Source organism: Thermoanaerobaculia bacterium (assembly GCA_035593605.1).
In the GTDB taxonomy this organism is placed as follows: Bacteria; Acidobacteriota; Thermoanaerobaculia; order UBA2201; family DAOSWS01; genus DAOSWS01.
Genome location: DAOSWS010000007.1, coordinates 80,490 through 100,677, shown reverse-complemented (window position 1 = coordinate 100,677; position 20,188 = coordinate 80,490). Strand labels below are relative to the sequence as shown.

Sequence of the window (20,188 nt, the reverse complement as noted above, 5' to 3'; positions counted from 1 at the left end):
TACACACGATACAAGAGTTTCGAGGCATCTCTGCGTAAGGCTGCGGAACAATGGTTCAGCGAGCGAGGATGCGAAACCCATCCCAGGATGGGGTACTGTCTCGCACGTCATGATCTTTGGCCCATGAACCTCATTTGTGAAGATGTCGCGGATTACATCCGCCAAGAACAGGAGAGACATCTCGGCGAGGATTCGTTCCCTCTGCACAAATACCTGCATCACGGACTAAGCAGTCAGGCGATGGCCTTCAATCTGATTGGCCCCCTGATTGTGCGCAACGATCTCGGACCGTTGAAGATTGCGATTGAAAGGCTCGGTGTCGAATGGCCAGGAGGGGACGTCGAGGCGGTTTTTGAACACGACGACCGATCAGTCTTTAACGAAGACAATGGCCAGCCCACTTCAATCGACATCATTCTGTCAGGCTCATGCAACAGCCTCTTTATTGAAGCAAAACTGGTGGAACGAGAGTTTGGTGGTTGCTCCGTTTTTGCTGGCGGTGATTGCGAGGGTCGGAATCCATATCCAGACAGGCTTGGCGAATGTTACTTGCACCATATCGGCAGGAAATATTGGCAGCGCTTGGATGAACTTGGTTTTTCTGAGGCGGCTATTGTCAAAGGGGCAATCTGTCCGTTTGCGAACTACTACCAATTTTTTCGTGAGGCGATGTTTGCCTTTGCCAAGCAAGGGTCATTCATATTGCTGCACGATGCAAGGAACCCGGCTTTTTTGAGGTCAACGGATGATGGGATGGCGCACGGCGGGTTGTGGCCGTTTCTTTATGAGGCGATCCCGCAGAACCTACGTCATCGAGTTGGCAGATTGACCATTCAAATGGTTGTTGAGGCCATACAAGAATCGGGCGGACACGAAGACTGGATTGGGGATTTCAAGAAAAAGTATGGGCTGCAGTAAGCCTATCCGGGCGGCAATTCGATTCCCGTTTTGGGAACCGAACCGGCGTCCGAAAACCGGATTCGAAGTTGTTGCGGCTCGACGCCAGGTATCCGGTTTTACTGCAAACCCGTCACCCTCGTCCGGTGCCGGGAAATCAGGGGAGAAAATCGTTTCTCTGGTCGGGTTGTCGGGAAGTGGTTGTGCAAGATGACTTCGTCGTTTATTCTCAAGGAGTTACGAGGAGCGCGGGCTTTGAGACTGATTTGCGGTAAGTCGTCGTCCCCTCCACTGAACTACCTCAACTCAATAACTTCTGTCCTATCGCTCCCATGTTTGGGAGCTTTCATTTTGGGGTCGTCGGGCCTCCTGGGATAGGCTTCGAGGGTTTGGTCTCACTACGTTCGACCATCCTTTGCTCCACCGAGATGCTTCGCAGACATCTCGGGAGCGCAGGATCGGATCAACTCCCCTCAGCTCCACCAAGTTACATTAACAACACTATTTGAAGTGATCAAGAAGTGAACATAATAAGCGGCAAACTACTGCTTCAAGCAGCTTGTTCTATCGAGAATACTCCTATAATTAAATCAGTTGTCTTTTTGTTCCCAGAACCGTCATTTTCTCCCTCATCAGTATATTCCCCTTCAAAGAGAATCTTTTTTCAATGCTGGTCTTATTATCCGCCACTCAAGTTGGGATTTTCTCACGGCGGATCATAACCCACAATTTGACTCACTATTTCTGAAACAGTACCCAATGTATTCTTCTAATTCTCATCCTGGTCTCCTTCTTGACATTTAATTTTGAGATAATATTGTTGTTGCGTCTCCAGTCAGATTGTCGACGACTGAAGCAATAGCGATAACCATAGCGGCAGGTGATAACATCGAAATAATAATGAAACCGTCATCTAGAGGGACATCAATATAAGGTGCGTAGAATTGGTCAATCTGGTGATATTCCAAAGGTAATAAGTGCTGTGAAAATGAGCCAATGAATGCGCCGGTCCCGTTATAGAGTTCAATATTCAAGTCCGCAGCAGTGGTAGAAATGTTCAATAAAATTAGATTTGATCGATAGCGCTCATTTTGAATTAGTGCAACTATTCTTTGAGATATGAAAGATGTGACGGCTGAGTGTTTCGATAGGGCCGGAATACTCTGCCCATACGTCCCCTCTTCTTCCTGATCGTTATACGTTCGGGATATGATTGTTGGTTTTATTGGACTCACTATTTTGATTCCTCCTACCGCATTGGATACTCCAAAGAGGCTTTGAAGGATATCTGTATATTTTGTTGATGAAGAAACTGGCAGTGAAATTTCAAGCGATGTCTGAGAGTTGTTATCTTGACCCGCTTCCAAAAATGTGAGGTGCGCGGTAAAGCTAACATCCGTTGGATTATGCAGAACAAGATCTGTTTTCCAATTGGTATCTTTCGCACCCTGTTTTGATGCAGCGGCAGGAATGTACAATTCCGATTGCCCACAATCAGCTGCATTTAAGATCGTGAGTGTACCTTGGGAGGCAATATACACCTGAGAATTATTTGCAGCAATGCCTCCCAATCTATTAATGATGTGATAGCTTGCAAGGAATTCAGGCGTAGATTTGTCGGAGACATCAAATCCTTTGACTTCTGATTCAAAAGTTGAGGCGTCATACTCCTGCACAAATATCTTGTCATTACGGACTGTCATGCGAGAACCTCTATTGGACAAAATAATTGTTGAACAATAGACAGGCTGATCTACATCAGATATATCTATAATTGTAACAAAACCAGCAGGCTGTGATACATACAATCTGCCATGCTCTATTTCCAAATCAAAAATTTCATTCATGCTATAGGTAGTGATCAAATTTGGATTGACAGGTTCACTCAAATCGTAGAAATTGATCGTGTTATCCGGTGAATCAGTCACAAGCAAGGATCCCGATCTAGTCATCGAAGGGCCGACATCTGAGAGCATATTGACCATTACTATGTTTGATGGAGCGGAAATATCATAAATCCTTAGATCGAAGTAAGTTGTCGTTTCTTCCATTGTTACATAAAGATAGTCTCCGAAAACTTCTAAATCCTCGAACCAGACAGGCAATATCTCAAGAGTTGAGCCTACTAACTCCGGCTCGTAAGGATTGGAGACATCCACAGCCACAATCCCCGTGGCAAATTCTCGATACAGGTTGCAGAAATAAGTTATATATAAAATGTTATCGTTCAAACAGATATCATTATATTGCATCGTGTAGGGGCTGCACGTCGTTTGCGTAACATTAGAAGCGTCAGAAACCACTATGGGATTGGTAGGATTATCTATATCCAGAATCAATAGACCATGATATCTGGACAGTAAATAGGCGTAGGGTCCTTCTACAATACAACCAGACATAAGATCATCCGAATATGGCTCGGGTAATGGGTACTCAACCAATGGAGCCATGCATTCTTGGGGAAAAAGGGGTGCGGAGATTAGTATTACTGTTAGTGCAAGCATTGAAAGCAGTGTTTTATTATTCGTATCTCCATCGGTATAAGAATTTTCTGTTTTACGAAGCTTTGATATGCTCAATCGAAATAACATGAATACACATTCAGCAAAGTTGGTTAGAGAAAAACACCACCAGTGTCCCGTAGTTTCTTCGGGAAAAATATGCATTTTCTCCTCCAAAGAGAATTTATCTGTCAACTATGTGCTAATCACCTGCTCCAAAATAATTGATCCGGTACTTCGTTAGTGTTCTTGAGCCCATCGTGTTTATCGTAACATAGAAGAGGAAGAAAGGAGAGCAGATATGAGTAGAAAGCGCTACACCCCCGAGCAGATCACCAAAATGTTGAAAGTAGAAGGTTAATACAAAACTGATCAATCGGTTCTCGATGTGAGAAGAACTCAAAACACCCATACTCAAACCTCCAATGATATAATTGTGCCCGATGCTTGGCTGAGGAAAAAGTTGCGGAACGTGTTGCTTAGCCTCCACCAACTTCCCCAACTAACTTGCTGTATTTGACCTCCTCTGACATGGGGAGGTTGTTTTCTTGGGGGGAATCGTCCTCAGAAGTAGGATACGGGGGATGTTGGCCTTGCTGCGCGCGACCATCCTTTGCTCAGCCGAGATGCTACGCAGACATCTCGGGAGCGCAGGATCGGATCAATTCCCCCCGCCTCCACCATCCTTCGTCTCGATGCGGAAGCAAGTGTAAACCGTAGCTGGCTATCTGCCTGAATGTTGCGACCTGGGGTGTTGGCGATGAATTAATTACAGGAGTATAATTTTCCACACTAAAATTAAGGAATATGTTCTCTGTATGACTTTAGCTTTACTCACTCTTGCATCAGGGTTAGCTCTACTCGTTTGGAGTGCTGACCGATTTGTGGAAGGTTCCGCTTCCGCAGCTCACCATTTTGGAATTCCCCCACTATTAATCGGAATGGTAATTGTCGGGTTCGGCACATCCGCCCCGGAGATGGTGGTATCAGCACTGGCGGCCTTCAATGCCAATCCTGGCATTGCAATTGGCAACGCTTATGGATCCAATATTGCCAACATCGCACTGATCCTTGGACTAACCGCGCTTTTATGCCCCATAGCCGTTCATTCGCAAGTACTGCGGAAGGAACTCCCCATACTATCCTTAGTCACTGCCGTGGCGGCCTGGCAGTTATGGGACGGAAGAATCACCAGACACGATGCAGGGACTCTACTCGCAATTTTTGCAGGTTTGATAGCATGGACCATCTGGCAGGGATCCAGGAAAAGGGAAGACACGCTGAGCAGTGAGGTAGAAGAGAAGCTGACAATACACCACTTATCCATTCGTCGGGCCGCACTCTCGATGGCGATGGGCCTGATTCTGTTAATCATCAGTTCCCGCGTTCTGGTCTGGAGCGCTGTTAAGATTGCGCACGAATTTGGCGTAAGTGATCTCATTATTGGCCTTACTGTTGTCGCAATCGGCACCTCGCTTCCGGAATTGGCGTCATCAGTGATCGCAGCACACAAAGGAGAGCATGATATTGCTCTTGGAAACATTCTGGGCTCTAATCTATTTAACACGCTGGCCGTAATCGGCTTGGCTGGAATAATAAATCCACTAGCCGCAGGGCCGGAGGTTTTCAATAGAGACATACCTGTTATGGCTGCCCTGACCCTCTCCCTGTTCATAATCGGCTACGGGTTCCGGGGACCGGGACGTATCAACCGCATGGAGGGTGCAGTGTTGCTGGCGTGCTATATCGGCTATACGGCCTACCTTATCTATACGGTTTTCGGCAGGCAGGCTTAAAACCATTCAATATAAGTTTGATATCAAACCCGCAACCCTGGTCCGAATTTTGAAATCAGGGCAGAATATCTTCCTCTGGTGGAGTCGTACGGATAACCCAGACGGGACATGTACTTGCTACGTGTCCCCCAGGGAGCGAACTCATGTTGCTTTTTTAGAGGGAATCGCGCTCCAGGGTTTATCTATCTGGGACCTACTTGCGTAAATTCCCCAGACGATCAGCAAGGGTAAGTTTCGCAGTAACCAAAAAAAACCGGGGTTTTCACCCCGGAGTAAGTTTTGCTAATGGTACTAAGGAGAAAGGCTACTGATTCACGATAAGCTTGTTCCCTTTTAGCTCGTAATTCAGACCAAAAACCTTGGCGACATTATTCATGACATCAATCAGCGAAGCATCCTTCAATTCCAACGTCACGGTATCCTCCGATGCTGTTCCATGAAATTCCAATTCCCGTCCGGTCACTTCGGCAATCGTCTCCAGAAGAGTCATGAGGGGAACATCCACAAGGTGCAGCGTGACCCGATCGTCCTCGCCCTCGGAAATGAATTCCAGGCCAGTATTCTCATTGCGAATAATGGATGGAGAGAGGATAAATATCAGAGCGTTATTTCCCCCTTCGATATTCGCCTTACCCACAACGGCTTTCTGCCCTTCCCGGACATCGATGTCCGTATTGATCTTGGCATTGCTGGTATTTTTCGCCGTATGTCCATCCGCCCCGGTCTCCCCGACGACCATAAGGACCTCCAGGTGAAGGTTGTCATAGGTAAGGACTACCGTCTGACCCGACTGGCGTACACGAGCCCGGAATTGAAGATCGTACTGCGGACTTTGAAGGATTTCCCGGTCCGCCATCACTTCCTTCAGAACTTCTCTTCCCGACAGGATGCCGTTCAGACTTGCATTTTCCCCGTCCCGGCTCCGGATAAGGAGAGTATCGAGAATAGAATAGCCTTTATAAGGAAAGATTTTCTTCAGTTCATCCACGACATCACTGACTTCCGTGGGCAACGTGCCGTTTTTGACTGCTTTCTCCGATGCGATGAGCAGATAGGCGCGGGTCTCAATATTCAACGTTTCTTCCGGAAGGACATCGAAACGACGAATGAGCTGTTCCGCGGCCTGGACCGCCGCAGGGGTCCCGGTAAGAGAAATCGCATTGAACTTCTGGTTGGGAATGGCCCGCACACCTACTGCGGATATCATTTCCGCAAGGTCAACAGGGTCCGCGTACTGTAATTCAACAATCTTTGTAATCCATTCCTCCGAAGCGCCATCCACCGGCGACGCCTGTGCGGGTTTCGGATTTCCCCTGGCAGTCAGGGGAACACATGCCAGGAAGAGAAGCATCATCATGATGCTCCAATGGTTGAATCCGAATCTGTTCCTGTTGTTAAACGGTTTCATGTTCATGAGTATCCTCCTTGTCGGCTGATATCAGCCAGTAAATAACGACGTTTTCATTTTCGGTGAACATCCGGACGGCCTGGTCTTTATGGACGTCCTCCTCATCGGTTGGAAGGACCGCAGGCTTCAGTCCTGCCATTTGATTCTGAAATTGCTTCATTGTGGGGTGTCGATCCTCCGGGGTGTCCTGATTGCGGCTTTTCCCCCGACGGGAAAGCACAAGGCAGAAGGAAGGCCGGGATCCGGCTTTCCCGGACAGATGCGCGCCCTGGGTCGAGGGAGTATCGGGGGGCGGTTCCATTTCCGTGATCTGGAGGGGCAGAGCACCTTCCGGCTGGCGGGATGAAGCCTCAGTGGAATGAGTTTTGGCAGACTCATACGATCCTTCAGGGGTTGTCATTCTTTTGGAGCTGGCCCGCAACAGGATTAGAGAGGCGAGAATCAGGATCGCGGCTGCCGCCCATACCCAGCGTTGCCTCGCCCACCCGATCCATCGATAGGGACTCCCGGAATCTGCCGTTTGCTCATAGATCTTCCCCATCACGCGACGATGTACAGACTGTACCATGTCGATTGAAGGTTCCCGACCCGCCGCATCAAGAAACATATCCTGTGTTGCTCTCAGGGAGGCCTCCAGAGCCCGGCAGGATTCACACATCGCCAGATGGGCTTCTACCTCTTTCATCTCCTGGTCCGGAAGGTCTCCCCCCACGTAAAGGGCGATACGCTGTTCGAACTCAACACAGTTCATACACGCCTCCTGGAGTACTCGTCTCGGAACGCCTTCAGTTTCAGCCGCGCACGGCTGATATGGGATCGAACCGTGCCTTCTGAAGAACGAAGAATCGTGGCCACAACACGGGTGGAAAAACCTTCCACATCCCGCAAAAGAATCGCTTCACGCTCTTTGGGTGTGAGCTCTGCTAATCCCTCCCGCACCATTTCCATCTGACCCATTCGGTCATAGGGCAGGGCGTCCATAGACACAAGGGCATCCCCCTCCTCCATCGATTCGGTGATGGGCTCCAATCTGTGCCGGCCCCGTTTTCTGGCACTCGTTCGGCATACATTCACAGCGATGGAAAAGATCCAGGGCCCTGGATCCCTGTCGGGGTCAATGCGGTGAAGATAACGGTAGAGCCGGAGAAAGATTTCCTGAGACGCATCCAGGGCTTCATCCCGATCTCCCAATTGCCTCCAGGCGAACCGGATGATCCTGACTTCAAAGGATTGCATTACGGTCTCAAAGGCCTTTGTGTCTCCTGCCTGCGCGCTCAGCAGAAGTTCCCGCATCCGGTTCAACCTTTCCCAGCCCGAAGGACAGACCGACCTGGCAAGGAGTGCTCCACCCGGGTCAATGTTCATTCCGATGACGGCTTACCGTTGAGAGTACCATACACTGCGTAATACCTCGATGCATGGCGAATCGTTGAGATGCAGACTTCTGAGCTCCTTCAGAAACGGGAGGTACATCATGCCCATCCCGAAAAAGGACCCTGAACAAAGACCCGAATGGGAATACGCGGCGACGGTTCCATATGTCCAGCATGCCGCCAGAATTTCCGGAGCCCGGGTTGAGTCGATCCTGAACGAGATGATCCTCCTCTCCCGGGTGGAAATGAAACGTCCCCCTCAAGACAGATCGACTATCTCTGCGGTATCCCGACGGTGAATGTGGAGAAAATTGAAACATTTGACGACAGCCTTGAAATGCTGAAATAGGATCTTTCCGGGGAGCGATACGCCGTGAAATGTTACAAGTACAAGGAGAGAATAGTCCAGGCGGAAGAGCTGCGTGAACATGACCGGAGGTGCGTATTGGGAAACATTCTGACCATGGAGGAGCTGCACGAACGGGACCTCAGAACCGTCGTGGTGTGATCTTTTCAGTCATGATGTGCGGAGGTGCATACACAAACGCAAACTACATGTTTCTGTTTCAATGATCTGTCCCCCAAATCACTGAATGACCGCCGTGTCAGAAGATCTGGTCACAAGATGCATCATTCAGGCACGGATTCAGCTCGTCTCTTCAGGGTAATGCGGAATGTGTAGGGTATGGTTACTTCCGGGCTTTTATATGTTCCTTCATAAAGTTGATTAATTTCGTTTTCACGGAAAAGCTGAAGCACCAGAGGAGGAGCATTCTCGGGCTGCTCCTTTAAGGCCAGTGTTCGTTCCCCGTTTCGAACCATCTCGGTTAATTCCTGATCCTTTTCATCGAGGGCCTTGTAAAAAACTTTTGAAGCAACAATATAATATTTCCCATCAATCAATTGGATCTTCACGCTTATGGGGATGCCAAGACGGAGAATCTTCTCCAGCTTGTCAACAAGCTCCTGCAACTTACTCCTCCATTCGATGGAGGTTTCATGCCAGGCCTGAAGCTTCTTTTGCGCTGTCGATCGCTGCTCAGGAGTCCGGGCATTTTGTATTCTGGTCTGCAATTTCTGTTCTTTCTTCTGATTCCATCCATCAAAGGCCTCAAGGATCGGCCCGGCAATTTCCCCTTTGACAAAAATGAATTTCCCATCCCATTCGCCCTGGAACGGATCCCGATCCTCTATAGGAGCCAGAAGGCTTTCATGGTCCAGGATATCGACAACTGAAACCGTGTACACGTAATCTTCTCTGTCATCCGGATGATCATCATAATGTTCATCTGTGATTGGATCTTCATTGAGAGGTGTTTTCGGAAATTTTGTCTCACCCTTCTTTCTCCGGTACACGTTGTAACCCTTGAATGCCTTGTCGCCGCCGCGAGTTTTCAGATCCGAGGTCTGCCAGTTCACCTTATATCCTTTCCCCTCAGGTAGTTTTACGCTGGTTACCATTTCAGGAGGCATGAGAAGCCAACGACGCACAACGACGGAACCGGCGTCCCTGTCAGGCGATGTATTTCCCAGGATCAGGGAAACCTGGTTGATGTCGTCAGGAATGCCGGCCGGTGAGGCAATGCGACGGCTGACAAAGCTGTTTTCGCCGGGTTCATCGATCATAATAGGCAACATGACGTCCGGTGAACCGGGAAGGGGATACCCACCCGGCCCGTACATCTGCCCGGTCAGGGCGAAGGGCCATGCGGAGGATTCTCCACCTGATGGAAAATGAATCACGAGCTTGGCACCCCGTTTTGGCTTCAAACCTTCTGCCTGAAAATTGAAATAGGTCGCAGACAGGTGTGTCAATGGAACACTGCGCTCGCTGTACGTATAGATCCGACCGGAACCCTTGCCCGACCGCACAAGAGAGTTAAACGCGTCCGCTTTTCCAAGCGACGATGCGACGGCGGGCAGTGGAACGATGGAGCCCGACCAGAGGTTGTTATGGTAGAAATCAATGGCAAAATCCATAAATAATGCGGATAATGATTCCCCACCAGATTGACGGATTGCCCGGTCGAGTGATCCCAGGGAGGCATCCCCGCTATCATTGACTGCCCTGATGATATTGATGGAATTCAATCCATGGTTGTCCAGCCAGTGAAAAAAGGACGCATAAGCGTAGGGCTGAAGGCCTTCCGAAAGATCAAAGGGACGGCTCAGGAGGGCCGTCTCCCGCGAAACGTAGTATCCGTCATCATGTGTCTTTCGATTCTCCAGTTTCATCAGGCGGCAGGCAAGGTATTCCGCCGTACTTTCCAGCCACCAGCGTGCGGCTCCGGCATTGAAGGTATTGAAATAGTCATCCTGTGCAACGTGGATAAGCTCATGGATGCACGTGGAGCGAATAAGGGAATCCAGGTTGGGCATGAATTCTCCGTTTGCCTGGAAATCGTTATCCAGCATCACGGGTCCCCCAAGGTCGGAAGCTCCAAAATCACTCAGCGGGACAAGAAACACGTCCCACCGATACAGTGAAACCGCACTGACGTTCATTTTGACTCTGGGCAGGGACGACCGGGCCTCCTCAAGATAACGGCCGATGTCAACGACATAGAGTGGATGGGGTCCTGGAGCACGCCCTCCGGAAAGGGGATATTCAGCATCAGGAGGAACGCCCAGGCCGGCACTCGTGTCGTAATGGATCGCGAAATTATCTGTCTTGTAGGTTGAGGGTAGTTTATGGCGAAGCTGTTCGTAAATGGCTCGGCCCGTCTCTGTGAATTTCACACCGATTCCACCAACCGTGACTCCGGTGATCACGATGATTCCTTCAATACTCGCATGGGGCAGGTCTGCGGAAATCGTACGTCGTTCATGGTCTACACGGGACGGAAGTGGAACCCACCGGTCATCCTCCCAGGTTCCGATGGCTAGCTGATGATTCTCAAATTCGGGAGGGATCGTGTCGGGCTGAAAGGGGATGGAGATGCGGACCGGACGATGAAAACGGTACGTCGTGGCGGATCCAATCCGAATATCATGCAGGGGGCCTATGGGAATCCCGCCGGGTCCTACCATTTCTTGAGGAACCCGAACAACGGGGGTCACGGTAACATTTTGTGCTTGATCAAGAGAGCCAGCCACAAATTCAATTTTTGTTCCTTCAATGGTTTCCACTTCCGTGTTCTGCCTGGGATCCACATGAACTTGCCTTGCATATTCCTCCCACAAATCAACACGATGTTCCACTGTCTGTCGATTCGCTTCTGCCGTGAATTCGTAATCACTGTCCGAAGCCGGCAGAAATATTGGCTCCGGCGGATAGGGCGCGGGCCTCCAGAAGGCGATAGATTCAAACCAGACGGGCTGTAACCAGAGAAGACCTCCGATTTCCATTGCCGAAAAAACAATCAGCAGGAAGATCCAGAAGACGCCAAAACAGCCCAGATTCCAGGGCGATTTTCGCTCTGTCATTGAATCACCCCGGCCACCGTGAGTGAGATCATGGTGAACATTGCCACATTGACGGCCAACCATGCGTGAAGGGTGATCCAGAGCCATCCTCCACGTCCCCGTCTTCCCCCACTTTCCATGATCCGTTTTGCCCTTTTATGAGCATCGACGATACTGTAAATCCAGGGGATGACAAGTATGCTGAGGAGCATAAGAAAGAGAGCCTTAACCGGCTGTCCATTGTAAGCCTGACCCCATCCAGGGATGAGAAATGCAAGAACAAGAGCAAGCCCTGGACGATGGCTCAGCCCCTGAGGCCGCACAACCGGATCCGCTTTTATGTCAGGCCTTTCTCTCTTTTCCGGTTCGGGTCTCTCAATCAGGTTAAACCGGAACGCGTAGGGTCCCATTGTTACAGCGTCATTGTTCTTGAGATATCCGGATCCCGGGATATTGTTGATGCAAAGATCCCCGGCGTTATCCAGCGCATAATATCCTTGTTCGCTCAGGTACACCCTGCAATGCAGATCAGAAAGGCCTTCCAGTACCAGATCACATTCAACCGCGGAACCGATCGTGACGGACGGACGCTTGCTGGTAAAGGTCTGGACACCTCCCCCCGGTCCGTAATAGCTGAAGTGCATACTCGTCGTCACAGTGTACTGACCTTTTGAAAAAACTTCTCCGCTTGATTTTTCCTGTCTGTGGTCATAAGGCCTGCGTACACGATTTGGGAAGGATAATACGGCATATTGCCCTTAGTGTAACAGATTAACTCGCAGTTATAATCTTCGATTGAACATTCGATGTTTCCCCGTCATTGAGATAATTTCTTTCTTGAATCTATGTTTCATTACCTGCCGAAATTTCACTGAGCACTTTCTCCCTGAATTGGTCACAATGGACACTCACGCTAAGACTTCTTCTCTCGACAATCTTGCTGAAAGAGGCGTATACTCCTGGCAGGCTGGAGTCGAAATTACAATGTAAGGAGGAACCATGAGACGCAATTCCGTTGCTGTTTCCCTGCTGGTTTTTCTGGGGCTTGCCTGCTGGCTGCTGGGATCGTTTGCCATGGCGGGCGGAGACACCGTGACCTTTGATTGCAAAAACCCGAAGAAAAAGGGAACGATGACCTTTTCCGCAGTCCGTGATGGGGACAACCTCGTCCTGACCGTCACCTACCCCGTCAAGATCCACACGCTCCTGGGGGGCTTCGAGACCGGAGCAAAGACCTGGAGCCCGGATGTCACCTTTTACCTGGACGTGGATGCCAATCCGAAAACCGGCATGGAGAAGGACGAGATGTTTGCCCCTGGTCAGGGCGGATCGGAGTACAGCATCGATGCCGACGAAGTAGAAACGTCAGTTGGACAGACGGAGGATGGAACCTGGATCAACAAACCGGTTTTGATGGCCGATGTTCAGAAGATGGACGATTACATGGAACTTCCGGAAGGACTCTACCCGAAATGGGAATTCAAAGTGGGAGAAGGCTGGGAAGAGCCCAACTGGATTCAACTGCAGGATACCGACACGATGCGGATGGTTCTTCCCCTGTCCCTCTTCGGGCTTAAGGCGGACGATACAATCATCCTTTCCGCCTCCACACCTTCCTGCAATGAGAACTTCCCCTATTCGGGTACAGGCACAGTCAAGGTGAAATTGAAATAATTTCTACGGGATCATTACCAGATTTGGATTGGTTTCTGCTTTGCGCGGGATTTATCCTCATTGAATTGTCGTATCATGACCCCATGTCCTGGATCGTCTATATTGTAAGGTGTTCCGACGGGTCCCTGTATACGGGGTATACAGCGGATCTGGAGAAACGCCTGTCCGCTCACAATGAAGGGAAAGGGGCGAAATACACTGCCGGCCGACGCCCCGTTATCCTGGTCTACCGTGAGGTTTTCTCTGATCGCCGGACGGCGATGCAACGGGAGTACCAGATTAAACGATGGCCACGCGCGAAAAAAGAGGTTCTTCTGAGTTCTCCTCACTGATTGAGTATAGAGTCTATCCGACAGGATAAGTTCCACAAGCCACTTGACATTTCATTACATCCGCCCTATTATATGCATATCTGTGCAGATATGCATATTTAGAGGAGCGTTTCATGCAGGAAGAAGCCAATCTCTTTAAGACACTTGGAGATCCCACGCGGCTCCGCCTGGCCGTTCTTCTGGCCCTGCAGGGAGAGACCTGCGTCTGCTTTCTGGCACAGGCTCTGGGTGAACCGGATTTTAAAGTTTCCCGGCATCTCTCTGTTATGCGCGCTTCAGGGATCGTGGAAGCCCGCCGGGAGGGAACGTGGATGCACTACAGGCTGGTTCAACCGACGAATCAACTGGCATCCGGCCTGCAGGATTGCCTGAAACAGTGCTTTACCCGCCATCCTGTGATTGAAAAAGACTTACAGCGAATGAGGATGACAACCTGTGCCCGGGGATAACAGGTTTCGAATCCTCTTTCTCTGCACCGGGAATTCATGCCGGTCCCAGATGGCCGAAGGGTGGGTTCGCCACCTTCTTGGCGATCAAATTGAACCCTTTTCTGCGGGCATCCTGAAGGCCGGTCTTCATCCACTCGCAGTGAAGGTCATGGCCGAAGCCGGAGTGGACATCCGCAGCCAGATTTCGAAGACCCTGTCCGATTTGCCTGCTCTCGAATTCGACCGTGTCATCACTTTGTGTGCCCATGCTCATGAAACCTGCCCTCGTTTTCCCGGCAGGACAGAAATTCTTCATGCTGGTTTCGACGATCCACCCTATCTTTCCCGCAATGCGCGAACCGAGGAAGAGGCGCTAGTTCACTTTCGGCGAGTCCGCGATGAAATCCGGGCCTTTGTCGAAACCCTCCCGACAACTCTGGAACTTCCGTTCGAAAGGAAACACTCATGAATTGCAAAACACCACCAAATTCAAAAGACAATGTTAAGAGCACCGTCCGGGAAGCGTACGGCAGGATTGCCCGCGAAGGTCAATCCTGTTGCGGCTCAAGCTCATGCTGCGAGGGTCCAACCGCCGACACGGTGGCAACGGCCGTCGGTTACAGTCAGGAAGAATTGTCCGGGCTTCCCGATGGAGCCAACATGGGTTTGTCTTGCGGGAATCCCACAGCCATAGCGGGTCTTCATCCGGGTGAAACGGTTCTGGATCTGGGATCGGGCGGAGGATTCGATGTCTTCGTCGCTGCCCGCAAAGTCGGACCCAAGGGATGTGCCATCGGAGTAGACATGACACCGGATATGGTGGAAAAGGCACGAAGAAATGCAGATATCTTTCGCCAATCCACGGGTCTGGACACCGTGGAGTTTCGGCTGGGAGAAATCGAACATCTTCCGGTGGCCGATGGAACCATCGACGTCGTGATCTCCAACTGCGTTATTAATCTTTCCCCGGACAAACCCCAGGTATGGCGGGAAATCGCCCGTGTCCTCCGTCCCGGCGGTCGGGTCTCCGTATCGGATCTGGCCCTCCTGCGTCCCCTGCCCGAGTCCGTTCAGAATTCAGTCCGGGCTCTTGTGGGATGCATCGCGGGTGCCGTACTCGTGGAGGAAACACGCTCGATGGCGGAAGAGGCCGGACTTGTCATTACCTCACTTGAAACTTCCTCGGATTATATGGACCGGATGGCCGACTGGTCGGATCCCCTCTACCGGGAAATTGCGGCACGCCTCCCCGAAGGGACAAAACCGTCTGATTTTGTGACAAGCTTCATCATTTCAGCTGAAAAACTCTGTGAATAAAGGAGCCCTGAACATGGAGCCCAAGGCCTGTATCACAAAGAAACCCGGGGGCCTCAGTGGCTTTGAGCGCTATCTCTCCCTCTGGGTAGGTATCTGCATCGGAGCAGGCATCGTATTGGGAAAATTCGCTCCGGGAATTGCAACCTGGCTTGACAGTCAGGCTCTCTATGTGGGCGAAGCTCCCGTAGTCTCGATTCCCATTGCCATCTGCCTCTTTTTCATGATGTACCCGATCATGGTAAAAATTGATTTTGCCGAAGTTCTTAAGGCCGGAAAAAACGCCAAACCCGTGGGATTGACCCTCGTGATCAACTGGGTCGTTAAGCCGTTTACCATGTATGCGATTTCAATCCTCTTTCTGGGCTTTCTTTTTCGGGGTCTCATCGGCACCGATGCCCTGGATCTGGTGAAACTTCCGCTGGGCCTTGATCTTCCCGTGGGTGCCATGCACGGAGTAGGAAAGGTCGTACTTTCCGGAGGCGTTAAAATGCTTGAAGTCCCCCTCTGGAGAAGTTATCTGGCCGGATGTATTCTTCTCGGAATTGCTCCCTGTACAGCGATGGTTCTCGTATGGGGCTTCCTGGCAAAGGGAAATGACGGACACACTCTGGTCATGGTAGCCATCAATTCATTGACCATGCTGGTTCTTTACGGCCCTCTTGGCGGTTTTCTCCTGGGAGTCGGGAGGCTGCCCGTACCCTGGCAGGCTCTTCTTCTGTCCATCGGTATTTACGTGGCCCTTCCCCTTCTCGCCGGATATCTTTCCCGGAGGGCGATCCTCCGCTTCCGAGGAGAGGTATGGTTCAGGGAAAAGTTCCTGCACCTTCTTACTCCGATCACGATCACTTCGCTCCTGATTACCCTGGTTCTGCTTTTTTCCTTCAAGGGTGAGGTTATTCTCTCCAACCCGCTTACAATCCTCTGGATCGCCGTTCCTCTCTTCCTCCAGACGAATCTGATCTTCTGGCTCGGGTACGGACTGGCGAAACTGTTGAAGTTGAGATATGAGGATGCGGCTCCCACCGCCATGATCGGCGCCTCCAATCACTTTGAAGTGGCGATTGCAACGGCCGTAATGCTCTTTGGCCTTTCCAGCGGAGCCGCGCTGGCTACGGTTGTGGGCGTATTGATTGAAGTTCCTGTCATGCTCTGGCTGGTCAGGATCTGCCTTCGCACACAAAGGTGGTTTGGAGAAGCACCGGAGGCATGAAGCTCCACCCCGACCCTTCATTGACTGACCGGGGAAATGGCGCCGGGATCTTAATTTTCAGGCTGAAAGATTGTGAAAGACGAGAAAGGTCCGGGCAAGGAGACCACAGGTAAGAAGCGGTAGAGCAGGCGCCACCCCATGAACGGGATCCAGGGTGATCACAAGACCGTGCTTGTCGCCGGAGAGGATCTTTTCCACGCCCCGCATTCCGGGTAGATAGAAGAGATCACGAGCCAGCTTGGCCACAGTATCCTGGTCCAGATTTCTCCCATCAGGGTATCCGACCAGAAGATCGGCATCCCATTCTTCGTCAGATTCCTGAAGCACCTTCACTGCCTCCGACAGACCTTCGTGCAGTGATTGGCTTTGCAGGGGAACCGTTGCCAGGGAAGGCATGATGAGTTCTTCCCGGGGAATTCCGACGGGTCCGTACCGTAGTATTCCATGGTACGTCGAGGAAACGGGCAGGTTGAGCAGATCGGCCAGCGCCAGACAGGGAAGAAAAGGGGTATAGGGATGAAGCTGCGAGCCTTCAAAGGTCGTGGATATTGTCAATTCTCCGCTTCCTACGGCATGCCACGTGGAAGATGTTTTCGGACCCGCCGGGATCCTGAGTTCCTCGAGAGCGGATTCAAGAAAAGGAAGGGTACGGGGAAGAACAGGGTTTCCTACCAGAGGAAGGCCCTTTGCCTTCAGCTGAAAGGATTTCCGGCCCTCATCCCTCGTGAGGGCCCAGGATGCTCCCGGGGAGAATATAGCCGAAACCATAGGGCACCCATCTTATCGGGACCGAACCTGTTTGTAAAGGGATCGGTTTCCCTCTCATAGATTCCACTTATGTTCCCTTCCGTCTTGGGATTGTGGTTTGACAGTTGTGATATGATACGGGTGGACCTATGGACGCGAACCTCAACATACTGGAAGTTGAGATATTTGACAGGATTTATCGGCTCAAGAGCGATAAAGATCCGGAATACCTGGACAAGCTGGCTTCTTATCTTGACGAAAAGATGAAAGAGGTCGCTGAAGTGGCTCCGACCGTGGACGGACAGAAAATTGCTGTCCTGGCCGCTTTAAACATTGCAGATGAATATTTTCAGTTGAAAAACTTTAAGGAAGGTGACTCAAGAAACATCGAGGACAGAGCCAAAGAGATGTTAAAAAAGCTCAAACGTACCCTTGAGGAGGGTGCGTGACATGGTTCTTTGCAAAACACGAAACCTTTCCCCTGCGGGGTTCGTGATGGGTATAGCGATCCTGAACCAACATTTTGCTTTTGGGAATCATTGTTGGGGGGAACCAGTGATTTCTCCTTTCAGGAGGAACTAAAGGTCCCTCCACGTGACACCCACCTGGTGAGACCAGGTTCAGAGACGAAACCCACACGACCCATGCGGGGGACTTTGCTGTCCTCATGTTGCCTTCCCCACCCAAGGGGATGTAGCCATGACCAATATTATCTTAGCTGCGATTGCCGGTTTCGCTTGCGCTGCAATCTGTTTTATTCTTTATCTGAACGTTAAAAAGAACAACACGCTCACGGCCGCCCGTGAGGACGCTCGACGCATCATTGACGAGGCAACCAAAGATTCTCAACGAAAAGTCAAAGAGGCCGAACTGGAGGCCAAGGATAAGGTGTACCAGGCCCGTCAGGAATTTGAGCGGCAATCCCGGGATCAGCGCAAGGAACTCCAGCAGGTTGAACGCCGACTGAACCAGAGGGAAGAGAAGATGGATCGTCGGACACAGCAGTTGGAACAGGCGGAGAACCGCCTGAAGAACCAGGAACAGAGCCTAACTCAGAAAGAAAAGAAGATTGAAGAAAAAAACCAGGCCGCTGAGGCTCTGGTCCAGGAGCAGCAGAGAAAGCTGGAGGAAGTCGCCGGCCTTACCGCGGATCAGGCGAAAAAGGATCTGATTAAATCCATGGAGCAGGATGCCCGCATGGATGCGGCCCAGATTGTCAAACGGATCGAGGAAGAGGCCCGGGAACAGGCAAACAATCAGGCCAAGTATGTTCTGGCATCCACGATGCAGAGGATTGCATCCGATGTCGTCATGGAACAGACCGTATCCGTGGTCGACCTTCCTTCCGACGAGATGAAGGGACGTATCATCGGGCGGGAAGGCCGCAACATCCGCGCCCTGGAAATGGCTGCGGGCGTGGATCTTATCATCGACGACACGCCGGAAGCGGTTACCATTTCCTGCTTCGACCCTCTGCGGCGCGAACTGGCCCGCATGGCCCTCGAACGCCTGATAACCGATGGTCGTATCCACCCTGCCCGGATTGAGGAAATCGTGCAGAAAGTAAGAGCTGAGCTCGACAGCCGAATCCTGGAGGAGGGAGAGGCGGCGGCCTTCGAACTGGGAATTCCCGATCTGCACATAGAAATCATTAAACATCTCGGACGATTACGATATCGTACTTCATACGGTCAGAGCGTCCTTCAGCACTCCAAGGAAGTTGCTCAGCTTTCAGCCCGGCTGGCCCTTGAAATTAAGGCCGACGTCAACGTCGCGCGACGCGCGGGACTCCTCCATGACATCGGAAAGGCCATCGACAGGGAAATGGAGGGATCCCACCTGGAACTCGGCGTACAGATGCTCCGGAAATACGGAGAGTCGGAATCGGTAATTCATGCCATGGAATGCCACCATGGGGATGTGGAACCGCGAACGGTGGAAGCCGTCCTGGTTACGATCGCCGATGCGCTTTCCGCCGCACGACCCGGAGCCCGGAGAGAGGCCCTGGAGTCCTATGTCCGAAGGCTGGAAAAGCTGGAAGGCATTGCCAACGATTTCAAGGGTGTAAGCAAAGCCTACGCCATCCAGGCCGGGCGTGAGCTCAGAATTATCGTCGAGAGCACAAAGATCAACGATGCGGAGGCCATGTGGCTGAGCAAGGACGTGGCCAGGAGGATTGAACAGGAAGTCCAGTATCCAGGCCAAATCAAGGTTATGGTCATCCGGGAAACCCGGGCCGTCGATTATGCCAAGTAAGCTGACTCTTCTTTTTCTCGGAGACGTCGTGGGCCGCGCGGGCCGCCAGCTTCTTCTCACCTACCTGCCTCCCCTTGTCAAAAAAGTAAAAAGCAATCTGACCATCGTAAATATTGAGAATATTGCAGGCGGCAAGGGGCCGAATCTTCGCGTCATGGAGGAGATCGAGGATCTTCCTATTGATGTCTATACGACGGGGAGTCATTTCTTTGATCAGAAAGAATTTGTCTCCAGCTGGGAGCATTTTCCCAGGGTTATCCGTCCGGCAAACTATCCGGAGGGAAACCCCGGGTATGACCATTACACCCTGGATCTTCCCGGCGGAGAGAAAGTCACCGTCCTGCAGTTGATGGGACGGACCTTTATGTATGCTCTGGCCTGTCCCTTTGCGATGGCGGATGATCTGATCAAACGCTTTTCCCGAACCGGACCGATCATCATCGACTTTCATGCCGAGGCCACAAGCGAAAAGACCGCATTCGGCCACTATGTCGATGGAAGGGTCAGTGCCGTTCTGGGAACCCATACGCACATTCCCACAGCCGATGAAACGATTCTTCCCGGGGGTACCGCCTACATCACCGATGCCGGAATGGTGGGAGCCTACGATGGGGTGATTGGATTTAAAAAAGATATCATTATCGAGAAGTTCCTGATGCAGACCCCTCGACGGTTTGAACCGGCCAATGGACGACCCCGCATGTCTGCTGTTGTAGTGACCATGGACAGCAAAAAGCCCCTGGCCTATAGCATTCAACGTTTCTTTGTCTCATCGGAAGAGGATATCGAAAGCCTGATCCTGTCATGAACAGGCACCGGGTTGTCCAGTTCCACAGGAGTGCGG

20 protein-coding genes and 1 other RNA gene are annotated in these 20,188 nt (G+C 51.2%); 14 read left to right on the top strand and 7 right to left on the bottom strand.

Going from position 1 to position 20,188, the window contains the following annotated elements:
* Positions 1–123: 123 nt before the first annotated feature.
* Entirely contained in the window at positions 124–918 is a 795-nt protein-coding gene (locus PLD04_04990) for a hypothetical protein (GenBank protein HXK67677.1), read from the top strand.
* 779 nt (positions 919–1,697) lie between these two features.
* Here PLD04_04990 and PLD04_04985 read toward each other — a convergent pair.
* Positions 1,698–3,563, bottom strand: a complete 1,866-nt coding sequence (locus PLD04_04985; protein HXK67676.1) for a hypothetical protein — start codon at positions 3,561–3,563, stop codon at positions 1,698–1,700.
* 653 nt (positions 3,564–4,216) lie between these two features.
* Between PLD04_04985 and PLD04_04980 the strand changes: the two genes are divergently transcribed.
* Positions 4,217–5,194: a calcium/sodium antiporter gene (locus PLD04_04980; protein HXK67675.1), complete on the top strand. Its 978-nt coding sequence runs from the start codon at positions 4,217–4,219 to the stop codon at positions 5,192–5,194.
* Positions 5,195–5,498: 304 nt separating this feature from the next.
* Here the strand turns inward: PLD04_04980 and PLD04_04975 are convergent, their stop codons facing one another.
* From PLD04_04975 to PLD04_04965, 3 genes are read right to left on the bottom strand one after another with little or no spacing between them, the layout of a single operon-like run.
* Positions 5,499–6,608 carry a hypothetical protein gene (locus PLD04_04975; protein ID HXK67674.1) on the bottom strand — a complete coding sequence of 370 codons (1,110 nt, stop codon included), beginning with the start codon at positions 6,606–6,608 and terminating at the stop codon, positions 5,499–5,501.
* Complete coding sequence (locus PLD04_04970) at positions 6,589–7,353, bottom strand: zf-HC2 domain-containing protein (GenBank protein HXK67673.1); 765 nt, start codon at positions 7,351–7,353, stop codon at positions 6,589–6,591. Before PLD04_04970 ends, PLD04_04975 begins: the two co-directional genes overlap by 20 nt.
* Complete coding sequence (locus PLD04_04965; GenBank protein ID HXK67672.1) at positions 7,350–7,895, bottom strand: RNA polymerase sigma factor; 546 nt, start codon at positions 7,893–7,895, stop codon at positions 7,350–7,352. Before PLD04_04965 ends, PLD04_04970 begins: the two co-directional genes overlap by 4 nt.
* A gap of 181 nt (positions 7,896–8,076) precedes the next feature.
* On the opposite strand from PLD04_04965, the gene PLD04_04960 reads away from it, so the two are divergent.
* On the top strand, positions 8,077–8,274 hold the full coding sequence (locus tag PLD04_04960) for a hypothetical protein (GenBank protein ID HXK67671.1): 198 nt from the start codon (positions 8,077–8,079) through the stop codon (positions 8,272–8,274).
* 74 nt (positions 8,275–8,348) lie between these two features.
* On the top strand, positions 8,349–8,483 hold the full coding sequence (locus tag PLD04_04955; protein HXK67670.1) for a hypothetical protein: 135 nt from the start codon (positions 8,349–8,351) through the stop codon (positions 8,481–8,483).
* Between the two features lie 122 nt (positions 8,484–8,605).
* Here PLD04_04955 and PLD04_04950 read toward each other — a convergent pair whose 3' ends face one another.
* Together PLD04_04950 and PLD04_04945 are read right to left on the bottom strand one after the other, a co-directional pair.
* Positions 8,606–11,401: a hypothetical protein gene (locus PLD04_04950; GenBank protein ID HXK67669.1), complete on the bottom strand. Its 2,796-nt coding sequence runs from the start codon at positions 11,399–11,401 to the stop codon at positions 8,606–8,608.
* Positions 11,398–12,024: a hypothetical protein gene (locus tag PLD04_04945; protein HXK67668.1), complete on the bottom strand. Its 627-nt coding sequence runs from the start codon at positions 12,022–12,024 to the stop codon at positions 11,398–11,400. The genes PLD04_04950 and PLD04_04945 overlap by 4 nt, the downstream gene beginning before the upstream one ends.
* 355 nt (positions 12,025–12,379) lie before the next feature.
* Here PLD04_04945 and PLD04_04940 point away from each other — a divergent pair, with 355 nt between their 5' ends.
* The 6 genes from PLD04_04940 to arsB all read left to right on the top strand — a co-directional run bounded on the left by PLD04_04940 (position 12,380) and on the right by arsB (position 16,341).
* Positions 12,380–13,054 carry a hypothetical protein gene (locus PLD04_04940; GenBank protein ID HXK67667.1) on the top strand — a complete coding sequence of 225 codons (675 nt, stop codon included), beginning with the start codon at positions 12,380–12,382 and terminating at the stop codon, positions 13,052–13,054.
* An 83-nt stretch (positions 13,055–13,137) separates the two neighbouring features.
* Positions 13,138–13,386, top strand: a complete 249-nt coding sequence (locus PLD04_04935) for a GIY-YIG nuclease family protein (protein ID HXK67666.1) — start codon at positions 13,138–13,140, stop codon at positions 13,384–13,386.
* Positions 13,387–13,499: 113 nt separating this feature from the next.
* On the top strand, positions 13,500–13,835 hold the full coding sequence (locus PLD04_04930) for a metalloregulator ArsR/SmtB family transcription factor (protein HXK67665.1): 336 nt from the start codon (positions 13,500–13,502) through the stop codon (positions 13,833–13,835).
* Positions 13,822–14,283, top strand: a complete 462-nt coding sequence (locus tag PLD04_04925; GenBank protein HXK67664.1) for an arsenate reductase ArsC — start codon at positions 13,822–13,824, stop codon at positions 14,281–14,283. The genes PLD04_04930 and PLD04_04925 overlap by 14 nt, the downstream gene beginning before the upstream one ends.
* Positions 14,280–15,131, top strand: coding sequence for an arsenite methyltransferase (gene arsM / locus PLD04_04920; protein HXK67663.1), 852 nt, complete (start codon positions 14,280–14,282; stop codon positions 15,129–15,131). Before PLD04_04925 ends, arsM begins: the two co-directional genes overlap by 4 nt.
* A 13-nt stretch (positions 15,132–15,144) precedes the next feature.
* Complete coding sequence (arsB, locus tag PLD04_04915; protein HXK67662.1) at positions 15,145–16,341, top strand: ACR3 family arsenite efflux transporter; 1,197 nt, start codon at positions 15,145–15,147, stop codon at positions 16,339–16,341.
* Between the two features lie 57 nt (positions 16,342–16,398).
* Here arsB and PLD04_04910 read toward each other — a convergent pair whose 3' ends face one another.
* The gene (locus PLD04_04910; protein ID HXK67661.1) at positions 16,399–17,109 is read right to left on the bottom strand and encodes a hypothetical protein; all 711 of its coding nucleotides are present in this window, start codon (positions 17,107–17,109) and stop codon (positions 16,399–16,401) included.
* A 128-nt stretch (positions 17,110–17,237) separates the two neighbouring features.
* On the opposite strand from PLD04_04910, the gene PLD04_04905 reads away from it, so the two are divergent.
* The 4 genes from PLD04_04905 to PLD04_04890 all read left to right on the top strand — a co-directional run bounded on the left by PLD04_04905 (position 17,238) and on the right by PLD04_04890 (position 20,152).
* Positions 17,238–17,537 (top strand): cell division protein ZapA, encoded by a 300-nt coding sequence (locus PLD04_04905; protein ID HXK67660.1) that lies wholly within the window; start codon positions 17,238–17,240, stop codon positions 17,535–17,537.
* A gap of 26 nt (positions 17,538–17,563) precedes the next feature.
* Positions 17,564–17,745, top strand: a non-coding RNA gene (gene ssrS, locus PLD04_04900) — 6S RNA.
* A gap of 42 nt (positions 17,746–17,787) precedes the next feature.
* Positions 17,788–19,344 carry a ribonuclease Y gene (rny, locus tag PLD04_04895; protein HXK67659.1) on the top strand — a complete coding sequence of 519 codons (1,557 nt, stop codon included), beginning with the start codon at positions 17,788–17,790 and terminating at the stop codon, positions 19,342–19,344.
* Positions 19,334–20,152 (top strand): TIGR00282 family metallophosphoesterase, encoded by an 819-nt coding sequence (locus PLD04_04890; GenBank protein HXK67658.1) that lies wholly within the window; start codon positions 19,334–19,336, stop codon positions 20,150–20,152. The genes rny and PLD04_04890 overlap by 11 nt, the downstream gene beginning before the upstream one ends.
* Positions 20,153–20,188: the final 36 nt, after the last annotated feature.